The organism is Nonomuraea sp. NPDC049152 (assembly GCF_040648355.1).
Lineage (GTDB): Bacteria > Actinomycetota > Actinomycetes > Streptosporangiales > Streptosporangiaceae > Nonomuraea.
In genome coordinates this window covers 1-23,491 of sequence record NZ_JBEZDO010000037.1, presented here as the reverse complement: position 1 = coordinate 23,491, position 23,491 = coordinate 1, and the positions used below count along the sequence as shown (strand labels likewise).

The window sequence follows — 23,491 nt, the reverse complement described above, 5'->3', positions numbered from 1 at the left end:
TTCCCGTTATATTTCGTTCGGCCGAACAAAATAACTGGGGAGAGGATAACACGATGAAGGCTCTGATCATCGGATGCGGCATCGGCGGACCGGCGACGGCGATGGCGCTCCAGCGGGTGGGCATCGACGCGGAGATCTTCGAGGCCTACGACGTGACCGCCGACAACGTCGGTTCGTTCCTGAACGTCGCCTCGAACGGTCTTGACGCCCTGCGCACCCTGGACGCGCACAAAGAGGTCCTGACGGCGGGCATTCCCACTCCCCGCATGGTGATGTGGAGCGGCACGGGCAAGCGTCTGGGCGAGGTCGCCAACGGGCTGGCCCTGGACGACGGCACGGTGAGCCACACCATCCAGCGCTCCGACCTCTACCGCATCGTCCGCGACGAGGCCGTCAAGCGCGGCATCGCCGTCTCGTACGGCAAGCGCATGGTCTCCTACCGGGAGACGGCCGACAGCGTCACCGCCCGCTTCGAGGACGGCACCGAGGCCACAGGGGACCTCCTCATCGCGGCCGACGGCGTCCACTCCCGCACCCGCGCGCTGCTCGACCCGGGCGCGCCCGCTCCCCGCTACAGCGGCCTGTACAGCTTCGGCGGCATCGTCAAGGACGCGGACTTCACCGGCGAGCCCGGCGTCTACAACATGATCTTCGGCAAGAAGGCCTTCTTCGGCTACACCGTCTCCGCCGCGGGCGACACCTGGTGGTTCGCCAACCTGCCGCGCGAGCTCGGCGACGTGCCCGCCGACTGGAGGACCACGCTGGTCGAGGCGTTCGAGGGCGACGACAACTTCTCCGCCGAGCTGATCCGCCGCAGCTCGATCGACCTGGCGCTGCCGATCCACGACCTGCCCCCCGTTCCTACCTGGCACCGGGGCAGGGTCCTGCTCACCGGCGACGCCGCGCACGCCACCTCCCCCAGCTCGGGACAGGGTGGCTCCATGGCGATCGAGGACGCGCTCGTGCTGGCCGCCGCCCTGCGCGACGAGCCTGACCACGAGGCGGCGTTCGCGAGCTACGAGCGGCAGCGCCGCGCGCGGGTCGAGCGGGTGGTGGCGTGGTCCAGGAAGATCAGCAACAGCAAGGCGGCGGGGCCGGTGGCCAGGGTCTTCCGCGACCTGATGCTGCCGATCTTCCTGAAGAAGTCGGCGGGCGACGAGTCGCTCGCCTGGATGTACCGCCACCACATCGCGCTCTGAGCACCGGGCGAGCGGGCGGCCCGGCTACGACGCCGTCGGGTGCGGCTCCCCTGGCGGCGGAAGGAGCGCCTAACCTGGGCGAGACGGCGAGCTTGGAGGGTGCGGTGGGTCGCAGGCCGACGATCGACAGGGCCGAGCTGGAGCGGCTGGTCGGAGCGGGGATGAGCGTGCGGGAACTGGCGGCGCACTTCGGGGTGAGCGAGTCGGGCGTGCTGCAGGCCAAGCGGGCCGCCGGCCTGGCCAAGCCGCAACTCGACCACGGCAGGGCGCTGCCGTGGACGCTCAGCCGTACGCACGCCCAGTCGGGGCCCGCCACCAACCTGCGGAACCTGTCGGCGGCGGCGCAGGGCGCGCCGGTGGCGCCGGAGCGGTTGAACACCGCGCTGCGCTGGGCCCGGCGGCTGGTGGAGCAGGGGCTGGATGTGACGTACGACCCGGTGGAGGGGTTCAAGGAGATCCCTGCGGCACCGTCGGGCTCACATGTCGCGGAGGTGCTCGGCCGCGCGGTGAAGGTCGTCGAAGCCGGCTGACGCCGCGTTTCGACTCGCGGCTCCAGGGCAGGCGGAAGGCCAATCACGGCCCATCGCGACAGACCTCGGAGGCGTCAGATGACCACCTCAACTCTGATCTGGGTGGCCGTCATCGTGGTGGTGGTCATCGCCATCGCCGCAGTCGGCTATGCCATTGTGCAGCAACAGCGCCGGACCCGCCTCCGAGACAGGTTCGGTCCCGAATACGAGCGTACGGTCGCCGAGCACGACAACAGGCGAGAGGCCGAGCAGGACCTGCGCTCTCGTGAGCAGCGGGTCGCCGACCTCGACATCAGGCCGCTCGACGACGACACCCGCGCGAACTACTGCAGCCGCTGGGGCGAGGTGCAGGAGCGCTTCGTCGACGCGCCCGGTTTCGCGGTGACCGAGGCGGACCAGCTGGTGACCTCGGTCATGGGCGATCGCGGCTATCCCACCGACAACTTCGAGGACAAGATCTCGACGCTGTCGGTCGGCCACGCCCAGACGCTGGACCACTACCGGCAGGCCCACGAGATCAGCGGGCGCGCCGCCAGGAAGGAGGCCTCGACCGAGGAGCTCCGCCAGGCCATGGTGCACTACCGCGCGCTGTTCCTGGTGCTGCTGCACGACGACAGCCCTCATCCCACCCGTCAGGAGCCAGGAGGACGGTGACCGATATGACCGAGCACAGGCATGCCGAGGACGAACTGCAGGTACCACCGCCGCGCGCCGACCAGACGCGGGACGACCCGGACGTCACTGACGACGCCGCCGGCCGCGACTTCCAGGCGGCCGGAGCCGACACGCGCGACGAGCGTGCGGAGCAGCGGTGGCAGGGCCAGGAGCGCGACGAGATGATCCAGGACGACCGGGCGCGCGAGGGCCAGGGGTGGGAGGACCGCCCCCAGGACGACCGGATGGCACAGGAGCGCGCCACCGAGGAGGGGATGGCGGGAGAGGGCCTGCGGCAGCCGATGACCGACGCGGACCCCGAGACCCAGCAGGGCGACGCCCGCTACCGCGACCCTTACGAGACGAGGACGTCCGACGACGTTCTCGCGGCCGCTCCGGGCGACACGGGGATGCGCGAGACGGAGGCGTCCTCGCGGGAACGGATGGAGGCCGCCAGGTCCGGAGACATGGGGGCGCGCCCCGAGCGCGGCGGATTCATGCTCGACCAGGACCCCGAGCAGGTGCGCATCCGCTGGCGCGAGGTCCAGGTCGCCTTCGTCGACGAGCCTCGCCAGTCGGTCGAGCGGGCCGACACGCTGGTGGACGAGCTGCTGTCGACGCTCACCTCCCAGACGGACCAGCTCCGCGACCGCTGGAAGAACTCCAGCGAGGGCGATACCGAGCAGCTGCGCCAGGCACTGCGCGAGTACCGCTCGATGCTGGACTGGCTGCTCACCCTCACGTCGGCAGAAAGGTGATATGACATGCTCGCCATCGTCGCCGCGATCGTGTTCGGGCTCGGGTTCTTACTGGACCTGCTGAACACCAGGATCGCCGGAATCAGTGGTATGGCCTTCGTCCTGCTCGGCCTGTGCCTGCTCGCCCTTCACCAGGCGGGGATCGGAACGGCCAGCATCAGCAGCTACCGCGGCGGCTGGCGCCGTACTCGGCGGTAGAACCCATCGGAAAGGGGCGCTCCCTGAGCTCAGGGAGCGCCCCTTTCGTCGTATGCGCCGGCTCGGGAGCCGCCCCCTTCCCTGCGTGGAGAAGTGAGATCAGCGGGCGTGGGAGACGGGTTTGGCGGTGCGGATGGCGTACTCGAACTCCCTGCGGGGGTCGGTCAGCGCGCCGAGCGCCGTGATGTCCCTGCGGAAGAACAGCGCGAGCGTCCAGTCCAGGAGCACGCGCACCTTCCTGTTCGTGGTCGGCATCCGTGACAGGTGGTAGGTCCTGTGGATGAGCCACGCCAGCGCGCCCCGCATCTTCACGCCATAGATCTGCGCCACGCCCTTGTGCAGGCCGAGGCTGGCGACCGAGCCCGCGTAGGCGTGGCGGTACGGCCTGCGCCCGGTGCCCCTGATCGTGGCCAGCACGTTGTCGGCCAGCACCTTGGCCTGCCGTACGGCGTGCTGCGCGTTCGGCGCGGTGTACTCGCCCGGCTTGGTCAGGTCGGGTACGGCCGCGCAGTCCCCCGCGGAGAACACGTCGTCGTACCCCTCGACGTTGAGGAACGGCGTCGCCCGCACCCTGCCCTTCCCGTCGATGGGCAGGTCGCTCTGCGCCACGACCGGATTGGGTTTGACGCCCGCCGTCCACACCAGGGTGTCCGCGTTGAACGCGGTGCCGTCGTCGAGCACGATCCGCCCGCCCGTGGCCGATTCGAGCCTGGTCTTCAGACGCACGTCGATGCCGCGGTCGCGCAGCTGCTCCAGCGTCCAGATGCCCATCTCGGGTCCCACCTCGGGCAGGATGTGGTCGGTCGCCTCCACGAGGTACCACTTCAGGTCGGAAGGCTCGATGCCCGGGTAGTAGCCGCAGGCGTCGTGCGCCATGTCCTCCAGCTCGGCCAGCGCCTCCACCCCCGCGAAGCCCCCGCCGACGAACACGAACGTCAGCGCCTCGCGCCTGATCGTCTCGTCGTCGGTCGACGCGGCCAGGTCGAGCTGGCCGAGGACGTGGTTGCGCAGGTGGATGGCCTCTTCGACGGTCTTGAACCCGATGCCGAACTCGGCCAGCCCGGGGATGGGCAGGGTACGGGAGATCGAGCCGGGACACACGACGAGCAGGTCGTACCCGATCGTGCGGGCGGGACCCTTGTGCGGCCTGAACTCCACCTCGCGCCGGCTGGTGTCGATGGCCTCGACGACGCCGTTGAGTATCGTGCAGCGCGGCAGCACCCGGCGTAGCGAGACGATGACGTGCCTGGCTTCGAGGTTGCCGGCCGCCGCCTCAGGCAGGAACGGCTGGTAGGTCATGTAGGAGTCGACGTCGATGACGGTGATCTGCGCCTCGCCCCTGTGGAGCCTGCGCTGGAGCCGCAGCGCCGTGTACATGCCCACGGAGCCGCCCCCGAGGATCACTATGCGAGGAGTCATCGAGCTCTCCTACCCCTGAACCGCATCGTCACCGTGCTGCCCTCCCGGCCGGTGCGGAAGCCGATCCACTGGGCGAGCCTGCGAGCCACCCACAGGCCCATGCCGCTGGTCGCGTCGGGCGGCGGGGGCGTGTTGCCGGGATCGCCCTGCAACTCCCAACGACCGTCGTCGTGCACCTCCACGACGACGGCGTCAGGCTCGCTCCAGACGCGCAGGCGGGCCTTGCCGGCGACTCCGTGGGTGACCGCGTTGGTCGCCACCTCGTTGACGGCGACGAGGAGGTCGCTGACCTCCTCGTCGGGCAGCCCCGCCGCGCGCGCGTGGCCCGCGGCGAACTCGCGGACCTCCGGCAGGTCGGAGAGTCGGAAGACCACTTCCCTTGCCGGAACGTCCGCTTGTTCGTCCACCTGAAAGACCACCTAGCGTTCCGCGATCAGCTCTGCCCTGAGCTGGTCGAGCACTTTGCGCAGGATGCGCGAGACGTGCATCTGCGAGATCCCGAACTCCGCGGCGATCTCGGCCTGTGTCATGTTGCCGAAGAAGCGCAGGAGCAGGATGTTCTTCTCCCTGGGGGGCAGGGCGTCGATGAGCGGCTTGACGGCCTGCTGGTCGACCAGGTTGTTGAGCGTGTCGTCGTCCCCGGGGATGACGTCCCCGAGGGAGGCGGCGTCGTCGTCGGCGCCCAGCGGGGCGTCGAGCGAGAGCGTGCTGTAGGCGGCGGAGGCGTCGAGCGTGAGCAGGACGTCCTCCTCCGAGATGTTCATCTTGGCGGCCAGCTCCGCCACGGTGGGCGCGCGGCCGAGGTCCTGGCTGAGGTCTGAGACCAGCCTGTTCAGCTCGGAGCGGCGTTCCTGGTACAGCCGCGGCACCCTGATGGCCCACGTGCGGTCGCGGAAGTGGCGCTTGACCTCGCCGGTCATGGTGACGACGGCGTAGCCCCTGAAGGCGTGGCCGAGACCGGCGTCGAATCCGTTGATGGCCTTCATGAGCCCGACGTAGGCGGCCTGCAGCAGGTCCTCCATCGGCTCGCCTCGGTAGCGGTAGCGCCTGGCGATCTCCGTGGCCAGGGATCGGTGCATCTCGACGACGCGCTCGCGCAGCCGCTCCCGCACCGAGTCGGGAGTGTCTTCCCTGACCATTTCCGCCAGCAGCTCTTCGGCGGTCATGTCTTCAAGGACTCGTTCCTGAACAGCCATCGCTGTCTGCTCCTCGTATCTTCGCCGGCCGCTCCCCCGCCCAGCGAAAAAAGCCCAGGCAGAGGTGCGCCTCGATGGAGGTCGCTCGTAAGCCCTCTGCTGGACTTCGACTTCAGTTTTCCCACTTTGGGATGGAGTATTCAACCCCAACCCGGTGACAGTAGGGTTGCCCTGCCAAGCGGGCGATGATGGAGGAGGGTTCTTGTGACGATGTCGGAGAACGGCGAGTGGCCGAAGGCCGCCCTGAGTCTGACGTCGTCAGTGGCCGGTGAGATTCCCGTGATCGCCGTGGAGGGCGTCCTCGACGCGACGACCAGGGAACAGTTCGCCGCCCATCTGGCCGAGGTGGTCGCCGTCCACGGGCACGACCTGATCCTCGACATGGCGGGGGTCACGTTCATGGACTCGCGCGCCCTGGGACTGATCGTCCACCACTGGCAGGGGTGCACGTCGGCGGGCGGCAGATTCGCGCTGGTGGGGGTGCGCTACTCGCCGTCCAAGGTGATGTGGATCACCGGCCTGGCGCAGCGGCTGCCGCTCTACGAGACGCTCGACGAGGCGCTGGCGGCGCTCGCCTGACGGCCGGGAACGGCCTCGCCGGTCAGGCGGGGCCCTGGGCCTTGCCCTGGTGCTCCTCGACCAGGAGGCGGGCGAGGTCGGCGACCTTGACCTGGTGGTGCTGGGACACCTTCCGCAGCTCCTCGAAGGCCGCCTCGGCGCTGCACCCGCTGGTCTTCATGATGATGCCCTTGGCCTGGTCGATGACCGACCGCCCGGCCATGGCCTCCTGCAACTGGGCGGCGTCGATGCGCATCTCGTCGAACTCCCACATGTTCGCCAGCGCCACCCCGACCTGCTCGGTCAGCATCTCCGCCAGCGGCGCGGCGGCCTGCGTGGTGAAGGCGCCGGGCCGTACCGAGTAGAGGCCCACCACCAGCAGCACGGGCCGGACCTCGATCGGCAGCAGCAACGCGGAACGGACGCCCCACCTGGTGGCCAGGCCCGCGTAGCGGGCCCACCGGCGATCGCGCAGGACGTCGGCGACGACGACGCGCCGCAGCGTGCCCCGCGCCTCGGTCGAGGGCCCCTCGCCGATCTCCCGCTCACCGTCGACCAGCATGATGAGCTCGCTGTGGGATCCCGAGACCAGCACCCTGTCATCGCGCCACAGCTCGGCGGACCCTCCGGCGCAGCCGGGCACCCCCCTGGCCAGGGTCGTGGTCAGCCCGCGAAGTACGCTCTCACTCGAGGTGTCCTCGCCGACCCGGCCCAGCGCGGCCAGGTCGCGCGCCAACACAGAGGTGATCATTCTTGCCATGGCGAATCCCTTCCCGATGAGCCTAGATTAAACAGGTGACCGATCCCATCGGCCTGGCCGCACTCGAACACGCCCTGGATGAGCTCGTGGGGCGCGTGTCGTCGTTGCGTGCCGCCAGATCCGCCTACCCGCAGGAGCTGGAGCAGACACTCGACGCCGCTCTCGCCGAGCTCGACACCGCCGCCGAGCTGCTTGCCGCGGCCAAGGCGGAGCTGGGCAGCGCCGCGCGGAACAAGGCGGGCAAGAGCGGCTCCCTGCGGGAGCTGAAGCTGCTGCGCCAGGTGTTCAGGATGTTCCCCGTCCCTGTGATCGTGATCGACGGCGGCGGCGTGATCAGGCGGATCAACCCGGAGACCTCGGCGCTGCTCGGCAGCCCCGACGGGTTCCTGATCGGCCGGTCCTTCCCGCTGCTGGTTGACGTGCCGCGGCGGGCGGCCTTCCGCTCGCACCTCACGTCGGTGCTGCAGACGGGGCAGAGCGCCGCGTTCGAGACGCGGCTGGCCCACCAGGGCCGCACTCACGTCGCGCAGCTGGCGCTGACCAGGCTGACGATGCCCGGCGAGCCGCAGCAGATGGTGGCGGCGGTGGCGCTGCCGACGCAGGTGCAGCTGCCCGAGCCGGGCGCGCGCCGTCCCGAGCAGTCCGACGCGGCGCTGCTGATGACGGCGGCCAGGCGGCAGGAGCTGCTGGCGCGGATGACGGCCCTGCTGCTCGACGAGGAGAGCCAGCGGCGGCCCGTCGCGCTGCCAAGGGCCGCGCGGTTGCTGGCCGAGGAGTGGGCCGACTGGGTGATCGGCGACGTGCTGCGCGAGGGCCTGCCGAGCAGGTCGGTGGTGCTGGGGCCGAAGGACCAGCCGGTGGCCGACCTGGTACGGCTGGTCGAGCGGGCCGATCCGGCGGCGAGCCCGCTCGTGGCGCAGGTGCTCGACCAGGGCACCGGCGTGGTGCACGAGATGCTGGAGGACGAGTCGCTGCTCGGCGTCTGCGCCGACGGGCCGCTGCTGACCGCGATGGGGGCGGGCTCACTGCTGTGCGTGCCGATCGGGGCGGAGGGCGCGGTGCGCGGCGCGCTCACGCTGGTGCGCTCGCACGACCGCCCGCCGTACACGCTGGCCGATCTGGGCCTGGTGCAGGAGCTGGGCGCGCACCTGGGGATGGCCATGTCGGCGCAGGACAGCTTCCGCGACCGCTCGCAGGCCGCCGAGGCGCTGACGGCCAGCGTGGTGCCGCGCAACCTGCCGCAGATCCCGGGCTTCGAGGCGGCGGCGATCTACCATCAGGGCGCTTCGGTGGGCGCGGAGTTCTACGACGTGTTCCCCGTCAAGGACGGGTGGGGGTTCTCGCTGGGCGGCGCGGTCGGCTCCGGCGAGGAGGCCGCCTCGGTCAGCGCGATGGTGCGCGGCGGCCTGCGCGTGCTGAGCGTGTGGGAGAGCCACCCCGACCAGGCCATGCGCAAGGTCAACGAGGCGCTGGTCGCGCAGCGCTCCGGCATGTTCGTCATGGCCGTGGCCGGCTACGTGAAGGGCAGGACGATCACGCTCAGCTCCGCGGGGCACCATCCGGCCGCGCTGGTCCAGCAGGACGGCAGCGTGCGTTCCGTCTCCGGCGGCGGCGTGCCGCTCGGCATCGCGGCCGAGGCGGAGACGGCGGTGGAGGAGATCACGCTGGCCCCCGGGCAGACGCTGGTCCTCTACTCCGAGGGCCTCATCTCCTCGCGCGGCGAGAACGGCGAGCCGTACGGGGAGGAGCGGCTGGCCGACGTGCTCGCTCGCAGCGTCGAGCAGCCGCCCTCGACGGTGGTGAAGTCCATCGAGGAGGACAGGCACGGCTTCTCCGGCGGGCGGGTGTGGGACGAGATCGTGGTGCTCGCGCTGAGGGTGGCCTGACGGGCGGGTGGCTCCCGTGGCAACTGTCCACGCCGAGGAGGTTTACTTTCTCCGGGCGCCGGGGTATTTCTAGTTGGTACGTGAGTGCCTAAGACGCAGGCACACCTGTAGGAGCCATATGCCCGAGGTGTGCCATGCATATCGCCATCGTCGCTTCCGACGAGCGCCGTACTCATATTCTCGCCGTCGCCCGTGAGCTGGGCCGCGGGCACAGAGTCACGATTTTCAGCCGCCGCAGCGGCGCTGACGTCAAGTCCAGGGCGAGGGTGTGCCATGGCGTCACCGTCGAGTCCATAGACGCGGGCCCGGCCCGCGACCTGCCCGCCGACGAGGTCGTGCCGTACCTGTCGGACGTGGGCGACTACCTGATGCGCCGATGGCGCGAGGACAGGCCCGACGTGATCCACGCCCACTCGTGGACCGGAGGGCTTATGGCGGTGGCCGGCGCCAACGGCCTGGGCGTGCCGGTCACGCAGACCTTCCACCACACGCTCGGCGTCGCCGTACCGCCGGCGCATCTGAAGCTGGAGCGGGTGCTCGGCCGGCGCGCCGACGCGGTGATCGCGGGGTGCGGCGACGAGGAGTCCGAGCTCATCAAGATGGGGGTGCCCCGCAACCACATCGCGGTCATCCCCTACGGGGTGGACGTGGACAGGTTCCGCCGCCAGGGCAGCGCGGCGGCGCGCGGCACTCGCAAGCGGCTGCTGCACGTCGGGCCCCTCTCCCCCGACCGTGGCGCGCACACCGTGGTACGGGCGCTGGCCGCCGTCCCCGAGGCCGAGCTGGTCGTGGCCGGCGGGCCGCCGGCCGAGGGGCTGGACGAGGACCGCGAGGCCAGGCGACTGAGGACGCTGGCCGAGCAGGCGGGCGTGGCCGACAGGGTGAACGTGCTCGGGCTGGTGCCGAAGGCGTCGGTGGCCAAGCTCATGCGCAGCGCCGACCTCGTGATGACGCTGCCGCGTGAAGCCCCGGCGGGGCTGGTGGCCCTGGAGGCCATGGCCTGCGGTGTCCCCGTCATCGCCTCCGCCGTGGGCGCGCACCTGGACGCCGTGGTCGACGGGGTCACGGGGATGCTGGTGCCGCCGGACAGGCCCGCTCAGACCGCCAGGCTCATCCGCGAACTGCTCGCCGACCCGACCAGGCGCACCGCGCTCGGGTACGCGGGCGCCGACAGGGCCCGGTCCCGCTACTCGTGGGAGCGCGTCAGCCAGGAGCTTCTCCGGGTATACGAATCCCTATAAGCTGCCATGCATGCTTATTCACCCCTGGGACGCGGGTTCGCCCGAGGAGTCGCTGGCCTTCGTCCGCGACAACCAGTTCGGCACGCTGATCGCCTCGGGACACGACAGGGCCGTGCCGGTGGTCGTGCCGACCCAGTTCCTCCTGGTCGATGACACGACGGTGATCCTGCACCTGGCCAGGCCCAACCCCATCTGGCCGGCGATCGAGGAGAACCCGAAGGTCGTGCTGTCGGTGACAGGACCGTGGACCTACATCAAGGGCGAATGGCGTGCCGAGCCCGGCACCGATCCGCGCCTGGGTGTGCCGACCACCTACTACTCCGCCGTGCAGCTCGTCTGCACGGCCGAGATCGTCAAGGACGACGAAGGCAAGCTCGACGTGTTGCGCCGGCAGTTGGCCGACCTCGAGCCGACGCTCGGCGACCCCGCCCTGATGCCCCGGTTGATGTCCGGCATCAGAGGACTGCGGCTGACCGTCGACGAGGTGCGCGGCAAGTTCAAGTACGACGGGCACAAAGACGAGGAACACCGCGAGCGCGTCAAAACCGCCGTTACCAAAGCGAAATCTATGCTTTCCTGAGACGCATGTCGATTCCTGGTTATCTCGTGGCGGCGGCGCTCCTCGCGGCCCCCGCCGCCACCACCGCTACCGCCGGCGAGCAGCAGCCCTTCGAGCAGGTCTTCAGCGAGCGTTTCGACTCCCTCGACACCAGCAGGTGGATGGTCTACCACTCCCCCGGCGCCGAGACCAACCCCCGCACCGGCAAGGCCGCCTCCGTCTCCAACGGGGTGCTCAGGCTGAAGGGCGGCTTCTACGGCGGCCAGGACCTGTCGGGCGGCCTGGCCACCCGCTCCTCACAGGAGTACGGCAGGTGGGAGGTCAGGTTCAAGGCCGAGGCCGGAGCCGGCTACACGCCCGTGGCGCTGCTGTGGCCCGACCGGCAGAGCGACGGCGACTACGCCGAGATCGACTTCGCCGAGATCATCGACCCCCAGCGGCGCGGCGGCGGCATCTTCGTCCACGCGGGCCGCGAGCGGGCGCAGAAGCAGCTGCGCGCCGACTTCACCCAGTGGCACACGGTCGCCGTCGACTGGCTGCCAGGGCGCCTGACGTTCTGGCTCGACGGCGAGAAGGTGTGGGACTACAGGGGACCGCACGTGCCCGAGGGCCGCAGGATGGGCCTGGCCCTGCAGAACGACGTCGTGTGCAACGAGTGGTCGCCGTGCAGGAACGCCTCGACCCCCGACACGGTGTCGATGTACGTCGACTGGGTGAAGGTCTACCGGTTCACGGGAGCAGCCTGACCGCCTTCAGCCCCAGGTGGACGGCCAGCCTGTCGTCCCCGTCGGACAGGTCGAGCCCGATCAGCCGCTCGGCCTTGCCCAGCCGGTAGTAGAGGGTCTGGCGGTGGATGCCCAGCTCCGCCGCCGACTTCTGGGCGTGCCCGCCGAGATCGAGATAGGTCTCCACGGTGTGGGCCAGCTCGGCGTCGAGCGGTCCGGTCTCGGCGGCCAGCTCGCGCAGGTCGGCGGTGCCGAGCCTGGCCAGCAGCCGGTGCACGCCGAGGTCGGCCCACCTGGCGACGGGGTGGAAGCGGGGGAAGTGCTCGGCGATCCGCAGCGCGTGCTTGGCCTCCCGCCAGCTCTGCCACGCGTCGGCGGGATCCAGCCGTGGTGTGCCCATGCCTGCGGCGGTGCCGTACGCGGTCTGGAGGTTGGCCGCGATCTCGCCCGCGAGGTGTGAGGGGGCCAGTACGGCGACCGGCCGGCCCGCACGCGACAGCACGCCGCGCGGCAGCGTCCAGAGGGCCGCCACCCTCTCCTGCGACTCCTTCACGGCGATCGCCGTCACGGGCCCTGCGAGCTCGATGGCGGCGCCCGCCCGCTCCTCCGGGTCGGCCGACAGCAGCGCGCCCAGTTCCCTGCCGAGGTCGTGGCGGCTGCGGGCCTCCTGGGCGAGCATGGCGGCCGCCCTGGCCGTGAGCCGCTGGACGCGGGCCAGCTCGGCGTCGCCGAGGGTGCCGAGCAGCCAGAGGTAGCCGTAGGTCACCGAGGCGTGCCTGAGCGGGACGCACACCCTGGCCAGGACGCCGAGCGCCTGGTCAGCGGGGATGCGGACGGGGCCCTCCGCCCTGGCGATGCCGAAGCGCTCGAAGTAGTCGCGGACCTCGCGGCTGGCGCGTCTGCGCAGGATGGACTCCTGGCGGACGGTGTCGATGTCGCCGTGCTGCGCGCCGTACGCCAGGAGTCTGAAGGAGCGGTCCTCCAGCGTCGCGGAGACCCCGAGAACGCGGGCGATCTCGTCGACGGTCTCCTGTAGGTCATCGGTGTTGTGCATTTGTATGACAGCCTGCCACACCTCGCGTTACGGACGTCAATGGGCCCACCGTGAGCTGGCGTTTTAGCCTGGACGCATGCTGGGTCAAGTACTTCTCGCCGGGTCGCGGAGCGCGCTCGTGCGCCGCACCGTATCCGGGCTGCCGCTGACCAGGAAGGTCGTGGACAGGTTCGTCGCCGGTGAGGGCGTCGCCGAGGCGAGCGCCGCCGTTCAGCGCCTGGTCGACGGCGGGCTCACCGTCACGATCGACCACCTGGGCGAGGAGACCCGCGACGCGGGCGCCGCCGCCGCCACCGCGAAGGCCTACCTCACGCTGCTGGAGGAGCTGCGACCGCTGGATCTCGGCACGCGCGCCGAGGTGTCGGTGAAGCTGTCCGCGGTCGGCCAGGAGCTGAGCGACTCCATGGCGCTCGACCACGCCCGTGAGATCTGCGCCGCCGCTGCCGCCAACGGCTCCACGGTCACCCTGGACATGGAGGACCACACCACGGTCGACTCCACGCTGGGAATCCTGCGCACGCTGCGCGAGGACTTCCCCTCCACCGGTGTCGCCGTCCAGGCCTACCTGTTCCGCAGCGAGGCCGACTGCCGTGACCTGGCCGTCGAGGGCAGCAGGGTGCGCCTGGTCAAGGGCGCCTACCGCGAGCCCGCCTCGGTCGCCCACCAGAGCAAGGGCGAGGTCGACAAGGCCTACGTGCGATGCCTGCGGATCCTCATGGCGGGGAAGGGTTACCCCATGGTGGCCACGCACGACGACCGGCTCATCTCGATCACCGAGCTGCTCGCCGACAGGTTCTCGCGCGCCGTCGGCGACTACGAGTACCAGATGCTCTACGGCATCAGGACCGACAAGCAGGAGTCCCTCGCGGGCGCCGGTCACACGGTCCGCGTCTACATCCCCTACGGCGACGACTGGTACGGCTACTTCATGCGCCGTTTGGCAGAGCGCCCCGCCAACGTCGCCTTCTTCCTTCGTGCCCTTGGGGGTAAGTGATCATGGATGCGATCAGCAACGTCCCGACCCCGGCCAACGAGCCGGTGTACGGCTACGCGCCGGGTAGCGCAGAGCGCACCGCGCTGGAGAACCGCATCAAGGAGCTGGCCGGGTCCTCGATCGACCTGACCATGACCATCGACGGCGTGGAGAGGATGGGCGGCGGCGCGGCCATCGACGTCGTTCAGCCCCACAACAAGGCCGCCGTCCTGGGCCGTACCAACGACGCTACGGCTCAGGACGTGCAGGACGCCGTCGACGCGGCACTGGCCGCGGCCCCCGCATGGCGGGCGCTGTCGTTCGACGAGCGGGCCGCCATCTTCCTCAAGGCGGCCGACCTGCTCGCAGGACCGTGGCGGGCGACGCTGAACGCCGCCACGATGCTGGGCCAGTCCAAGTCGGTGCAGCAGGCGGAGATCGACGCGGCCTGCGAGCTGATCGACTTCCTGCGCTTCAACGTCGCCTACGCCCGCCAGCTGTACTCCGACCAGCCGGTCTCCTCCCCCGGGGTGTGGAACCGCATGGAGTACCGCCCCCTGGAGGGCTTCGTCCTGGCGATCACGCCGTTCAACTTCACGGCCATCGCGGGCAACCTGCCGACCGCGGCCGCCCTCATGGGCAACGTCGTGGTGTGGAAGCCCTCCCCCACCCAGCAGTTCGCCGCGCACCACACGATGCGGCTGCTGGAGGCGGCAGGGCTGCCGCCCGGCGTCATCAACCTGGTCACCGGCAACGGCCAGGCGGTCTCCGAGGTCGCCATGACCCACCCGGCGCTGGCCGGCATCCACTTCACCGGCTCGACCGCGACCTTCCAGCACCTGTGGGGCACCGTCGGCGCGAACATCTCGCGCTACCACGGCTACCCCCGCCTGGTGGGCGAGACCGGCGGCAAGGACTTCGTGCTCGCGCACCCGTCGGCCGACCCGGGCGTGCTCTCGACGGCGCTGATCCGCGGCGCGTTCGAGTACCAGGGGCAGAAGTGCTCGGCGGCCTCGCGCGCCTACGTGCCGCGCTCGATCTGGTCGCGGATCAAGGATGACCTGGTGGCCACGGCCGAGTCGCTGACCGTGGGCGACGTGGCTGCCGACCTGTCCACGTTCATGGGCGCGGTCATCGACGACCGTGCCTTCGCCAAGCACAAGGCGGCGCTGGACAGGGCGAAGGCCACCGACTCGATCGAGGTGCTCACCGGCTCCTACGACGACAGCGTCGGCTACTTCGTCAAGCCGTCCATCCTGGTGTCGGACGACCCGACGGACGAGATCTTCGTCAAGGAGTACTTCGGGCCGATCCTCGGCGTGCACGTCTACGACGACGCGGCCTTCGACACGGTGCTCGACCAGATGGAGTCGGTCTCGCCGTACGCGCTGACCGGGTCGATCATCGCGCAGGACCGCTACGCGATCGCCTCGGCGTCGGAGCGGCTGCGGTTCGCGGCGGGCAACTTCTACGTCAACGACAAGCCGACGGGGGCGGTCGTCGGGCAGCAGCCGTTCGGCGGGGCCAGGGCGTCCGGCACGAACGACAAGGCGGGCTCGATCTTCAACCTGATCCGGTGGGTGAACGCCCGCACGATCAAGGAGACGTTCGTTCCCCCGACGGACCACCGCTACCCCCACATGGGCTGATATTCAGCGTATTTCCATACACGCGGCCGGGTTCGGGTCCTGCTCCCCGAGCCCGCGCGCACCCGTCGCGCGCCGCGTGCCGACGCCCCGGGACTCTGCCGCGGGTCCCGGGGCGGCCGGCTTCTCAGACGCAAAGCCACGGCGTCGCCCCGACCCACACCGCCCCGCCATCCGGATCGAGCCGGTACCAGCCCGGCCCGTACGCCGCCCGCAGCAGCACCGGCTCCGTGCACGGATCTTCGCCAGGCCCCAGCAGCAGACCCAGCTTGCGGGCCGGCACCCGGTGCCCCTCGATCCACGCATGGCAGCCATCGTCCAGGTCCAGCCCGGAGGGATAACTGGGGCGGGCAGCGGCTGGGGACGAGCGCGCGGAGGCGGCGCGGGGCGGCGGCTAGGTGTTGCTGGCCATGACGTTGTAGTCGGTGGTGGTCACGGCTGAACTTCGTCAATCCGGCATGAGCGGTCGGATCTTGTCGCCAGTCGCTGACCGGAAGACGATATTGCTGTGACCAGCGGGAGAACCTCGGATTGTGCAGCGGGTATCGGCTAGAGGCGTGTCGCGGTGCGGACGAGGTCGGCGACGGCTTTGGATCTGCTGTGTGGTGGCCAGGCGATGACGGTCGTGACGGCCGGTGCGTCCGGCACCGGCACGATGGCGTGGTCGTCGCGTAGCTGGTCTCGGAGCGACTCGGGTACGACGGCGCAGGCCAGTCCGAGCGCGATCAGTTGGAACAGTTGGGTATGGTCGCGCACCTGCGGGCCGGGGCCGTCCGGATGGCCGCCATCTCGTCCAGGCCAGCGCGGCAGGGGCAGGTCCGTCTGGGCGTTGACCTCGACTAACGACAGATGCGCCCGGTTGGCGAGGGGATGACCCTTGGGCAGGACCACGACCTGCTGTTCGGTGTGCAGATCCTCGGTGTCGAATCCGGCTGTCGTGTCGTAAGGCCGGTGGAGCAGAGCAACGTCGGCACGCCCGGTGCGCAGCAGACTTTCCGGCTCGCCCGGCCCGCACAACATCACCTCGACTGCCACTGAGCCCGGTTCAGCGGCGTAGGCGTCCAGAAGCTTCGACAACAGTTCCCTGGACGCTCCGGCCTTGGCGGCCAGCACCACACCCGGCTGGTCGCCCGCGGCACGGCGGGTTCGCCGCTCGGCGGCTTCGACCGCGTCGAGCGCGGTCCGGGCCTCCCGCAGCAGCACCGACCCGGCCTCGGTTAAGGCGATGGCGCGAGCAGTGCGGTGCAGCAGAACGACTCCGAGCCGCCGTTCCAGCTGCTGGATCGCCCGCGACAGTGGTGGTTGCGCCATCGCGAGCCGTTGTGCCGCCCGCCCGAAGTGCAACTCCTCGGCGACGGCGACGAAGTATCGCAACTCCCGCGTCTCCACCCGCTCATCGTATCCGGCGCTGACCACGACCAATACCCGTGCGGTATCGCCGCCCACCCGACCGGTCTTGGACGCCCCACCCGAGTCCGCAACATGATCGACGGTATGAGTGAACGGACGATTGCGCTGGTGACCGGCGCGAACAAGGGAATCGGATACGAGATCGCCGCTGGCCTGGGCGCGCTTGGCTGGCGAATCGGTGTGGGCGCGAGGGATCAACAACGCCGCGACACCGCGGTGGAGAAGCTGCGCGCGGCCGGGACCGATGCGTTCGGTGTGCCGCTCGACGTGACCGACGACGCAAGTGTGGCCGCGGCGGCCGAGCTGATCGCCGGCCATGCCGGAGGGCTCGATGTTCTGGTCAACAATGCCGCGATCACCGGCGGCGTGCCGCAGACACCTACCACGGTCGATCCCGCGACCGTGCGAGCTGTCGTGGAAACCAACGTGATCGGGGTCATCCGGGTCACCAACGCGATGCTGCCGATGCTGCGCGACTCGGCATCACCACGGATCGTCAACATGTCCAGCAGCGTCGGCTCGCTCGCCCTGCAAACCACACCCGGCATCGACATGGGCCAGGTTCCGGCCGCCTACTTGGCCTCGAAGACCTTCCTCAACGCCCTCACCATCCAATACGTCAAGGAACTGAGCGACACCAACATCCTGATCAACTCCGGCTGCCCCGGCTTCACCGCCACCGACCTCAACGGCTTCCAAGGCGTCCGCACACCACAACAGGGCGCGGCCATCGCGATTCACCTCGCGACCCTGCCCGACGACGGCCCGACCGGCGGATTCTTCGACGACGCCGGAACTGTGCCCTGGTGATTAGCACACCGGTGCCCACCATTCCCGTTCTCGAGGTCAGCCGCGCGTCGTGCATCGAAGGAGAAGCAGACATTGACAAAGGCAGTCAGATACGACGAGTTCGGCGGAATCGAGGTCTTGCGGGTCGACGATGTCGACCGCCCCGTGCCTGACGATGGGCAGGTCCTGATTCGGGTCAAGGCGGCAGGCATCAACCCCGGTGAGGCGGCCATTCGAACCGGCGCGATGGCCGACATCTTTCCCTCGACGTTTCCGTCCGGGCAAGGCAGCGATCTCGCCGGGGTCGTCGCCGAGGTCGGCGTCGGAGTCGACCGATTCTCGGTCGGTGACGAGGTGATCGGGTTCTCCGAGAAGCGGGCCGCCCAGGCCGAGTTGGTCCTGGTCGACGTCAACAACCTCACACCCAAACCGAACGGCGTCCCCTGGGAGGTGGCTGGCGGCCTGTACGTCGCCGGGGTGACTGCGTGGGGGGCAGTAGATTCCATGCAGCTCGACAAAGGGGAGACCGTTATCGTCTCCGCAGCAGCCGGAGGAGTCGGCTCGCTCGCCGTTCAGCTCGCTCGCCGTGCCGGAGCCACGGTCATCGGCCTGGCGAGCCAGCACAACCACGAGTGGCTGCAAACACACGGTGTGATCCCGGTCGCATACGGTGACGGCGTGACCGACCGGATCAAGGCCGCCGCACCGAGCGGCATCGATGCCTTCATCGACACCCACGGCGGCGGGTACGTCGAACTGGCCCTTGCCCTCGGCGTCGCTGTCGAACGGATCGACACCATCGCCGATTTCGCGGCAGCCGCGAAGTACGGAGTCAAGACCGAACCCGGAACCAACGCCAGACCGGGCGCCGAGGTAGTTGCCGAACTGGCCGCCCTGATCGCCGACGGACACCTCGAAGTCCCGATCGCCAACGTCTACCCGCTGACGCAGGTCCGCCAGGCCTACACCGAACTCGAACGCCGACACACCCACGGCAAAATCGTGCTCAGACCCTAACCGGCACCATGCAACGCAGCGCGCTCAAGGCTCTGCTCAACCGCAGGGTGATCCCCGTCGGGACTGTCCGGTCGGCCACCTGATTGGCCGCGGCAACCCGGACGACACATCCGATATTCGGCAGATCCGCAAGCAAACCTCGCAAGAAGTTCAGACATGACGACGACGGCTGAAAACTCCCCCTGTGGACGCGTGAAAACGGGACCCACCGCAAAGCCTTGTGAGGCTATAGCGAGAGGGGTGCTGAACGTGGAGGACTGGGCGGAGATTCGCCGGTTGCACCGGTCAGAGGGGATGCCGATCCGGGCGATCACCAGGAAGCTGGGGGTGGGCCGGAACACGGTGCGTCGGGCGCTGGTGTCCGAACAGCCGCCGAAATGGGCATTTCGCGAGCCACGGCGTCGAAATGGGTGAATCGATACCGGCAGTTCGGCGACCTCGGGTTAGTCGACCGGCCCTCGACGCCGCACCGGCAACCCACCGCGACCCCAGGCGACGTTGTCGTACAGATCGAAACTATGCGCCGCAGCCATAAGTGGTCGGCGGCACGGATCGCCTTCGAACTCAGCCAGCAGGACGTCCCAGTGAGCCGGCGCACGGTCAGCCGGGTGCTCGCACAGCTCCAACTGAATCGGCGACGGTTCATCGACCCAAGCGGGGAGAGCAACCGCGAGCCTCAGCAGATCGTGGCCCGTCGGCCAGGCCACATGGTCCATATCGACGTGAAGAAGGTCGGCCGGATCCCTGACGGCGGCGGCTGGCGCGTCCACGGCAAGAACCGCGCACAAGCCCGAGCCGTCGCTCGAGCCAAAACCCGAGGTACACGGACGGGCTATGTCTACCTGCACTCGGCGATCGACGGCTACTCACGCTTGGCCTACACGGAAGCGCTGCCCAACGAGCAGGCCGTCACCGCCGTAGCTTTCTTCAATCGAGCGCGAGCGTGGTTCGCCGCGCACGGCATCACCCACATCGAGCGAATCGTTACCGACAACGGCCCCTGCTACACCGCTGCCGCGTTTGCAGCAGCCCTCGAAGGCTCCCGGCATCAGCGGATCACGCCCTACACCCCGAAACACAACGGCAAAATCGAGCGCTACAACCGGATCCTTGCCGAAGAGTTCCTCTACGCCAGAACCTGGACCTCGGAAGACGAGCGACGCGCGGCGATCGAAGTGTGGAACCTGCACTACAACTATCACCGGCCCCACGGAGCTGCCGATGGGCAGCCGCCAGCGTCGCTGGTGCCAGTCCGCGTCGACAACGTGCTGGCCTCATACAGCTAGGGACGGATGGGCAGGTGGGTGGGGCGGCGGGCGCGGAGGGGGGAGGGCGCCCGCCGCCGTCGGAGATGTCAGCAGTTGCCGAACGCCGGGAGGCCGTAGATGCGGAGGGCCAGCCATTCGATGGCCAGCGGCCCACCCTCCACCGCCCCCAGCACGTGGCTGCCGGCCGACAGGGAGGTCCAGCGGGTGTTCACGCCGCGTGCGCAGTACTCGGAGCGGAGCGTGGCGCCCACGGCGTGCGGGATCGTCTCGTCCCCCCGAGCGTGGTACAGGAACATCGGCACCTGCGGCGAACGCGCGCCGAGCCGGTTCTCGGTCAGACGCGCCACCCACTTGGGCTGGTTGAGCAGGTCGATCGGCGACAGGTCGGCGAAGCGCAGCCCGGCGAGCTTGCCGAGGTCGCCCACGCAGTCGTCGGCGGCGTCGGCCATCAGCGCCTTGCCGCGGTCGTTGAGGTCGTTGAACAGGTCGAGCTCGTCGTAGGCCGCGTCCAAGCCGACGCCGGCCGCCGCGCCCAGGCCGAAGTTCGCGGTGCCGTCGAGGTGCTCGGCCACCGCCTTGAGGTCGGCGGGCACCCCGCCGGCGGCGACGCCGCGCAGCCGCAGCTCGGGCGCGTACGTCGGCTGGAGTTGTGCCGCCCACGCGGCGGAGGCGCCGCCCTGGGAGTAGCCCATGATGCCGACCGGCGCGCTGGGCGACAGCCCCGACGCGGGCAGCCGGGTGGCGGCTCTGACGGAGTCGAGTACCGCCTGCCCCTGCGAGATGCCGGCCATGTAGGTGTGCTGGCTCGGCGTCCCGAGGCCTTCGTAGTCGGTGATGGCCACCGCGAAGCCCTTGAGCAGGAAGAGGCTGACCAGCGCGAGCTCGGCCTCGCGGCCCTCCCTCATGCTGACGGACGGGGCGCACTGGTCGCCGAGCCCGTGGGTGCCCACGGCGTACCCGATGATGGGCCGCCTGCCCAAGGGGTAGCTCGCCTTGGGCACGAGCAGGGTCCCGGAGACGGCGTTCAGTGAGCCGGTCGCCGAGGTGGAGCGGTAGAGCAGGTGCCAGGCGTTGACAGGCACTTCGAGCAGCTTGCCCGGCAGTAGGTAGACCGTGGTCGGTTGCGCGGAGATGACGTCTCCCGCGGTCACCGAGGCGGCCTTGGCGGGCGTGGGGAGGAGGATGAGCGAGATGAGCAGCGAGAGGAGCACGGACACTCTCATGGCACCGTCCTCTGGGGGGATGACCACGCTGTCACGTGGCGGGAACCTGATGGTTACCCGCCAGTAACCTGCTGTCAAGACAGTTCGCCGCTCATGCCAGCCTCACCGGCGCTTCCACCCGCAGTCCAGGCATCGGGCCACCTCGGGGAACCAGAAATGCCCGAAGTCAGCAGACACCAGATCATCGGCCCGGCTGTGGTCGCCGCCGCGGTGTACGGACCAGAGCAGGTCGTGGCGGCCGAGCTCGTGTGGACCCGCGAGAAGTAGGCAGGCGACCCGCCTGGTCGGCCCGCCACCTTTCCTTCACGTGGACCCTGTCTGGCGTCCTGGTGGCCTGTCTGAACTCCTCTGAGCGGACGCGTCTACATTCGGGCAGATCGTTTCTCGGCAGGATGTCCGTGCCACCCCGTATGGTGCCGTGGCATGACGATCACCCCGGAACCGCCGGACCTGACCGCCCAGCGCCCTTTGCTGGCCTCCGCCTCCCCCACACGGGCATGGAAAGATGTGCGGACGCTCGTGCTCGACGGCCGGAACGAGGCCCTCGCGCTGGCCGTCGAGTTCGCCGAGATGGCCGAGATGGCCGAGCCGTCCATGGACATGCTGCTCGCGCTCTGGTTCCAGGCGCCGTCGCCGGACGGCTTCGCCGAGCGCATTCTCGCCCCCGCGTTCGTCGCCGAAGGCCGTACCTCATTGCAGCTGCGCAAGCGCGCCTCCGTCACGGGCCTGCGTCACTTGACCATGCTGCGGTCCCTGCACCTGGATCACTGCAAGTACCTGACCGACATTTCCGAGCTCGCCGCGCTGGAACACCTCAGCGTGGCGTTCACCAACCTGCGCACCCTCGGTGAACCCGAGAACCTGCCCGCCCTGGGCACGCTCAGGCTCTACGGCTGCCCCTCACTGACCGACCTGGGCACGGTCATGGATCTGCCCTCCCTCAAGGAGGTCATCGTCGACGATTGCCCCGCGCTGCCGCCCACCCTCATCTCGGAACTGCGGGCCCGCAACCTCCTCACCGGCTGAGCCTCGTCAAGACGTCCTGGGACGTCTGATCTCGCGCTCTAGTACGCCCCTGGCCTGGTCGACACGGGCATGCACCAGCTGGCCAGGTAGTCGCGCAGAGTGCCTGAAATGTGTGGAAGATCGGGATGGTACGGTTCGGCCATCCACGACGGGAGGCGCGCGGGGGCGGGACACTGGTTGGCTGCCTCCACCAGAGCTAGGGTCCTGCTGTGGCCTTACACGACCCTTCGGACACGCAATTCGGCGAAACCCCGCCGCCGCTGCGATGGCAAACGGTCATCCTGGCCCTTGGGGGCACCCCGCCGCTTCCTGGGCAAACCCAGCGGGTTGGTGTACCTCAGGCTGTGCACGCAGTGACCGTGCCCACCATTCTGTTCGGTGGTCTCATCTGGCTGGCGGGAGTGTTCAACTTCGTCGGGCCTGAGGCACAGTCGGTGTCGGGCTGGACAGCTCTTTCAGCGTTCACTGTGGGGGTGGTGGTGTCTGTTGTCGATCAGATACGCCATCGAGAGCAGCGCGAAGCCGCCCTTCGTGAGGTCATGGCCGCGACGGAAGAGCGCCACCAGGCCGTCGTACAGAACACCGCCAACCTCGCCGACCAGATCAACGCCATCGAGCACACGGTGGAGGAGGAAAGTAGCGAACTCACGGTGATCGGCGAGAAGGTGCGTCAAGGACACATTTCGCTCAAACAGATCGACATTCGGATCAAGGAGCGTCAAGCCGAACTGGCCGAAGCTACCAGGAGGCTTGGTGAACTGCGTCGACAAGCGATGCTAGCCGCCGCGTCACACAACGAGTTGGCGGAAGCATGGGCCGCATTCCCGGCGCAGTTCGCGGAGGCTAAACAAGAAGGCAAACGGGAAAGCAGGAGGCTGTTTCTCCTCGGTCTGCTCATGTCTGTCCCTCTCGGCTTCTTCGTGAACTGGCTAAGCGCGAACTGGCTGAGCTCATAGCGACCCGGTCTGCCGATTGCTCCGCAAGCCGTACGCTCGGCGCGGCTTACGCACTCCAGGGGTGGCCAGCGTCGGGGTCGGCGTCGGGCTGGGGCTGCCTGTCGAGGCCAGCGCGGTCGGGTCAGGTACGGCGAGAGTGTCTCAGACGGGGCTGGAGTCAGCGACACGGTCGAGCTGGCCGGGCTGCACGACGCGGTCAGCGTGACCGCAACGATGAGCACCGCCGCGCTGATGAGTCGGGGCAGGTCGGGGAGCCTTCCCTAGGCGGATACGTCGGCTCGTCTCATCCGCCCGTACCAGCGACCGCCACCCGATCGGCACAGAAAGTTGCCAGCCGAGGACGGTAAGTCATGATCTGTTGCCGGATGTGGAGGAGAGCCGGTTCGTCTGAGTAGGCCTTACTCATGCGGGCGAGCCTGGCGAGGCCGATGCTCGTCAGGAAACCC

At 69.3% G+C, this 23,491-nt stretch carries 23 protein-coding genes and 2 pseudogenes; 18 read left to right on the top strand and 7 right to left on the bottom strand.

Features of this window, described 5'->3' with window-relative positions; all coding sequences use genetic code 11:
* Nucleotides 1-53: 53 nt before the first annotated feature.
* From AB0B45_RS43300 to AB0B45_RS43280, 5 genes are all read left to right on the top strand, one after another.
* The gene (locus tag AB0B45_RS43300; RefSeq protein WP_358143500.1) at nucleotides 54-1,199 is read left to right on the top strand and encodes an FAD-dependent monooxygenase; all 1,146 of its coding nucleotides are present in this window, start codon (nucleotides 54-56) and stop codon (nucleotides 1,197-1,199) included.
* A 104-nt stretch (nucleotides 1,200-1,303) separates the two neighbouring features.
* The gene (locus AB0B45_RS43295) at nucleotides 1,304-1,729 is read left to right on the top strand and encodes a hypothetical protein (RefSeq protein ID WP_358143498.1); all 426 of its coding nucleotides are present in this window, start codon (nucleotides 1,304-1,306) and stop codon (nucleotides 1,727-1,729) included.
* Nucleotides 1,730-1,807: 78 nt separating this feature from the next.
* Nucleotides 1,808-2,383: a hypothetical protein gene (locus tag AB0B45_RS43290; RefSeq protein ID WP_358143496.1), complete on the top strand. Its 576-nt coding sequence runs from the start codon at nucleotides 1,808-1,810 to the stop codon at nucleotides 2,381-2,383.
* A 5-nt stretch (nucleotides 2,384-2,388) separates the two neighbouring features.
* Complete coding sequence (locus tag AB0B45_RS43285; protein ID WP_358143494.1) at nucleotides 2,389-3,141, top strand: hypothetical protein; 753 nt, start codon at nucleotides 2,389-2,391, stop codon at nucleotides 3,139-3,141.
* Between the two features lie 6 nt (nucleotides 3,142-3,147).
* On the top strand, nucleotides 3,148-3,339 hold the full coding sequence (locus AB0B45_RS43280; RefSeq protein WP_358143492.1) for a hypothetical protein: 192 nt from the start codon (nucleotides 3,148-3,150) through the stop codon (nucleotides 3,337-3,339).
* A gap of 99 nt (nucleotides 3,340-3,438) precedes the next feature.
* Here AB0B45_RS43280 and AB0B45_RS43275 read toward each other — a convergent pair whose 3' ends face one another.
* The 3 genes from AB0B45_RS43275 to AB0B45_RS43265 are packed head-to-tail and all read right to left on the bottom strand — an operon-like array spanning nucleotide 3,439 to nucleotide 5,924.
* Complete coding sequence (locus AB0B45_RS43275; RefSeq protein ID WP_358143490.1) at nucleotides 3,439-4,758, bottom strand: NAD(P)/FAD-dependent oxidoreductase; 1,320 nt, start codon at nucleotides 4,756-4,758, stop codon at nucleotides 3,439-3,441.
* Nucleotides 4,755-5,165, bottom strand: coding sequence for an ATP-binding protein (locus tag AB0B45_RS43270; RefSeq protein WP_358143488.1), 411 nt, complete (start codon nucleotides 5,163-5,165; stop codon nucleotides 4,755-4,757). Before AB0B45_RS43270 ends, AB0B45_RS43275 begins: the two co-directional genes overlap by 4 nt.
* Nucleotides 5,166-5,177: 12 nt before the next feature.
* Entirely contained in the window at nucleotides 5,178-5,924 is a 747-nt protein-coding gene (locus AB0B45_RS43265; RefSeq protein WP_358143486.1) for a SigB/SigF/SigG family RNA polymerase sigma factor, read from the bottom strand.
* Nucleotides 5,925-6,164: 240 nt separating this feature from the next.
* Between AB0B45_RS43265 and AB0B45_RS43260 the strand changes: the two genes are divergently transcribed.
* Nucleotides 6,165-6,533 carry an STAS domain-containing protein gene (locus tag AB0B45_RS43260; RefSeq protein ID WP_358143622.1) on the top strand — a complete coding sequence of 123 codons (369 nt, stop codon included), beginning with the start codon at nucleotides 6,165-6,167 and terminating at the stop codon, nucleotides 6,531-6,533.
* A 22-nt stretch (nucleotides 6,534-6,555) separates the two neighbouring features.
* On the opposite strand, the gene AB0B45_RS43255 is transcribed toward AB0B45_RS43260, so the two are convergent.
* Nucleotides 6,556-7,272 carry a GAF and ANTAR domain-containing protein gene (locus AB0B45_RS43255; protein WP_358143484.1) on the bottom strand — a complete coding sequence of 239 codons (717 nt, stop codon included), beginning with the start codon at nucleotides 7,270-7,272 and terminating at the stop codon, nucleotides 6,556-6,558.
* 35 nt (nucleotides 7,273-7,307) lie between these two features.
* Between AB0B45_RS43255 and AB0B45_RS43250 the strand changes: the two genes are divergently transcribed.
* The 4 genes from AB0B45_RS43250 (at nucleotide 7,308) to AB0B45_RS43235 (ending at nucleotide 11,704) form a co-directional block, all read left to right on the top strand.
* Nucleotides 7,308-9,158 carry a SpoIIE family protein phosphatase gene (locus AB0B45_RS43250; RefSeq protein WP_358143482.1) on the top strand — a complete coding sequence of 617 codons (1,851 nt, stop codon included), beginning with the start codon at nucleotides 7,308-7,310 and terminating at the stop codon, nucleotides 9,156-9,158.
* A 134-nt stretch (nucleotides 9,159-9,292) separates the two neighbouring features.
* Nucleotides 9,293-10,399, top strand: a complete 1,107-nt coding sequence (locus AB0B45_RS43245; protein ID WP_358143481.1) for a glycosyltransferase — start codon at nucleotides 9,293-9,295, stop codon at nucleotides 10,397-10,399.
* A gap of 10 nt (nucleotides 10,400-10,409) precedes the next feature.
* Nucleotides 10,410-10,979 (top strand): FMN-binding negative transcriptional regulator, encoded by a 570-nt coding sequence (locus AB0B45_RS43240; RefSeq protein ID WP_358143480.1) that lies wholly within the window; start codon nucleotides 10,410-10,412, stop codon nucleotides 10,977-10,979.
* 5 nt (nucleotides 10,980-10,984) lie between these two features.
* Nucleotides 10,985-11,704 carry a glycoside hydrolase family 16 protein gene (locus AB0B45_RS43235; protein WP_358143479.1) on the top strand — a complete coding sequence of 240 codons (720 nt, stop codon included), beginning with the start codon at nucleotides 10,985-10,987 and terminating at the stop codon, nucleotides 11,702-11,704.
* Here AB0B45_RS43235 and AB0B45_RS43230 read toward each other — a convergent pair.
* Nucleotides 11,688-12,737 (bottom strand): helix-turn-helix domain-containing protein, encoded by a 1,050-nt coding sequence (locus AB0B45_RS43230; RefSeq protein ID WP_358143478.1) that lies wholly within the window; start codon nucleotides 12,735-12,737, stop codon nucleotides 11,688-11,690. The two genes, AB0B45_RS43235 and AB0B45_RS43230, sit on opposite strands and share 17 nt — an antisense overlap.
* A gap of 76 nt (nucleotides 12,738-12,813) precedes the next feature.
* Here AB0B45_RS43230 and AB0B45_RS43225 point away from each other — a divergent pair, with 76 nt between their 5' ends.
* Nucleotides 12,814-13,731, top strand: coding sequence for a proline dehydrogenase family protein (locus tag AB0B45_RS43225; protein ID WP_358143477.1), 918 nt, complete (start codon nucleotides 12,814-12,816; stop codon nucleotides 13,729-13,731).
* A 2-nt stretch (nucleotides 13,732-13,733) separates the two neighbouring features.
* Nucleotides 13,734-15,359 carry an L-glutamate gamma-semialdehyde dehydrogenase gene (pruA, locus tag AB0B45_RS43220; RefSeq protein ID WP_358143475.1) on the top strand — a complete coding sequence of 542 codons (1,626 nt, stop codon included), beginning with the start codon at nucleotides 13,734-13,736 and terminating at the stop codon, nucleotides 15,357-15,359.
* Nucleotides 15,360-15,905: 546 nt separating this feature from the next.
* Here pruA and AB0B45_RS43215 read toward each other — a convergent pair.
* Nucleotides 15,906-16,745, bottom strand: a complete 840-nt coding sequence (locus AB0B45_RS43215; RefSeq protein WP_192778441.1) for a LysR family transcriptional regulator — start codon at nucleotides 16,743-16,745, stop codon at nucleotides 15,906-15,908.
* Between the two features lie 105 nt (nucleotides 16,746-16,850).
* On the opposite strand from AB0B45_RS43215, the gene AB0B45_RS43210 reads away from it, so the two are divergent.
* The 4 genes and pseudogenes from AB0B45_RS43210 to AB0B45_RS43195 all read left to right on the top strand — a co-directional run.
* Nucleotides 16,851-17,576: an SDR family NAD(P)-dependent oxidoreductase gene (locus AB0B45_RS43210; protein WP_192778440.1), complete on the top strand. Its 726-nt coding sequence runs from the start codon at nucleotides 16,851-16,853 to the stop codon at nucleotides 17,574-17,576.
* Between the two features lie 117 nt (nucleotides 17,577-17,693).
* Nucleotides 17,694-18,572 (top strand): NADP-dependent oxidoreductase, encoded by an 879-nt coding sequence (locus tag AB0B45_RS43205; protein ID WP_358143473.1) that lies wholly within the window; start codon nucleotides 17,694-17,696, stop codon nucleotides 18,570-18,572.
* Nucleotides 18,573-18,812: 240 nt separating this feature from the next.
* A pseudogene (locus AB0B45_RS43200) lies at nucleotides 18,813-18,971 on the top strand (helix-turn-helix domain-containing protein); the annotation flags it as partial.
* Nucleotides 18,941-19,858, top strand: a pseudogene (locus AB0B45_RS43195) (IS481 family transposase); the annotation flags it as partial. The pseudogenes AB0B45_RS43200 and AB0B45_RS43195, both read left to right, overlap by 31 nt.
* Nucleotides 19,859-19,926: 68 nt before the next feature.
* Here AB0B45_RS43195 and AB0B45_RS43190 read toward each other — a convergent pair.
* Nucleotides 19,927-21,063: a lipase family protein gene (locus AB0B45_RS43190; RefSeq protein ID WP_358143471.1), complete on the bottom strand. Its 1,137-nt coding sequence runs from the start codon at nucleotides 21,061-21,063 to the stop codon at nucleotides 19,927-19,929.
* A gap of 423 nt (nucleotides 21,064-21,486) precedes the next feature.
* Between AB0B45_RS43190 and AB0B45_RS43185 the strand changes: the two genes are divergently transcribed.
* Together AB0B45_RS43185 and AB0B45_RS43180 are read left to right on the top strand one after the other, a co-directional pair.
* Complete coding sequence (locus tag AB0B45_RS43185) at nucleotides 21,487-22,089, top strand: leucine-rich repeat domain-containing protein (RefSeq protein WP_358143469.1); 603 nt, start codon at nucleotides 21,487-21,489, stop codon at nucleotides 22,087-22,089.
* Nucleotides 22,090-22,298: 209 nt separating this feature from the next.
* On the top strand, nucleotides 22,299-23,045 hold the full coding sequence (locus tag AB0B45_RS43180; protein WP_358143467.1) for a hypothetical protein: 747 nt from the start codon (nucleotides 22,299-22,301) through the stop codon (nucleotides 23,043-23,045).
* Nucleotides 23,046-23,491: the final 446 nt, after the last annotated feature.

Coding starts and splice junctions, on each gene's coding strand:
- AB0B45_RS43300 (WP_358143500.1), top strand. CDS start 54: ATGAAGGCTCTGATCATCGGATGCGGCATCGGCGGACCGGCGACGGCG.
- AB0B45_RS43290 (WP_358143496.1), top strand. CDS start 1,808: ATGACCACCTCAACTCTGATCTGGGTGGCCGTCATCGTGGTGGTGGTC.
- AB0B45_RS43285 (WP_358143494.1), top strand. CDS start 2,389: ATGACCGAGCACAGGCATGCCGAGGACGAACTGCAGGTACCACCGCCG.
- AB0B45_RS43280 (WP_358143492.1), top strand. CDS start 3,148: ATGCTCGCCATCGTCGCCGCGATCGTGTTCGGGCTCGGGTTCTTACTG.
- AB0B45_RS43275 (WP_358143490.1), bottom strand. CDS start 4,758: ATGACTCCTCGCATAGTGATCCTCGGGGGCGGCTCCGTGGGCATGTAC.
- AB0B45_RS43265 (WP_358143486.1), bottom strand. CDS start 5,924: ATGACCGCCGAAGAGCTGCTGGCGGAAATGGTCAGGGAAGACACTCCC.
- AB0B45_RS43260 (WP_358143622.1), top strand. CDS start 6,165: ATGTCGGAGAACGGCGAGTGGCCGAAGGCCGCCCTGAGTCTGACGTCG.
- AB0B45_RS43255 (WP_358143484.1), bottom strand. CDS start 7,272: ATGGCAAGAATGATCACCTCTGTGTTGGCGCGCGACCTGGCCGCGCTG.
- AB0B45_RS43245 (WP_358143481.1), top strand. CDS start 9,293: ATGCATATCGCCATCGTCGCTTCCGACGAGCGCCGTACTCATATTCTC.
- AB0B45_RS43240 (WP_358143480.1), top strand. CDS start 10,410: ATGCTTATTCACCCCTGGGACGCGGGTTCGCCCGAGGAGTCGCTGGCC.
- AB0B45_RS43235 (WP_358143479.1), top strand. CDS start 10,985: ATGTCGATTCCTGGTTATCTCGTGGCGGCGGCGCTCCTCGCGGCCCCC.
- AB0B45_RS43230 (WP_358143478.1), bottom strand. CDS start 12,737: ATGCACAACACCGATGACCTACAGGAGACCGTCGACGAGATCGCCCGC.
- AB0B45_RS43225 (WP_358143477.1), top strand. CDS start 12,814: ATGCTGGGTCAAGTACTTCTCGCCGGGTCGCGGAGCGCGCTCGTGCGC.
- pruA (WP_358143475.1), top strand. CDS start 13,734: ATGGATGCGATCAGCAACGTCCCGACCCCGGCCAACGAGCCGGTGTAC.
- AB0B45_RS43210 (WP_192778440.1), top strand. CDS start 16,851: ATGAGTGAACGGACGATTGCGCTGGTGACCGGCGCGAACAAGGGAATC.
- AB0B45_RS43190 (WP_358143471.1), bottom strand. CDS start 21,063: ATGAGAGTGTCCGTGCTCCTCTCGCTGCTCATCTCGCTCATCCTCCTC.
- AB0B45_RS43185 (WP_358143469.1), top strand. CDS start 21,487: ATGACGATCACCCCGGAACCGCCGGACCTGACCGCCCAGCGCCCTTTG.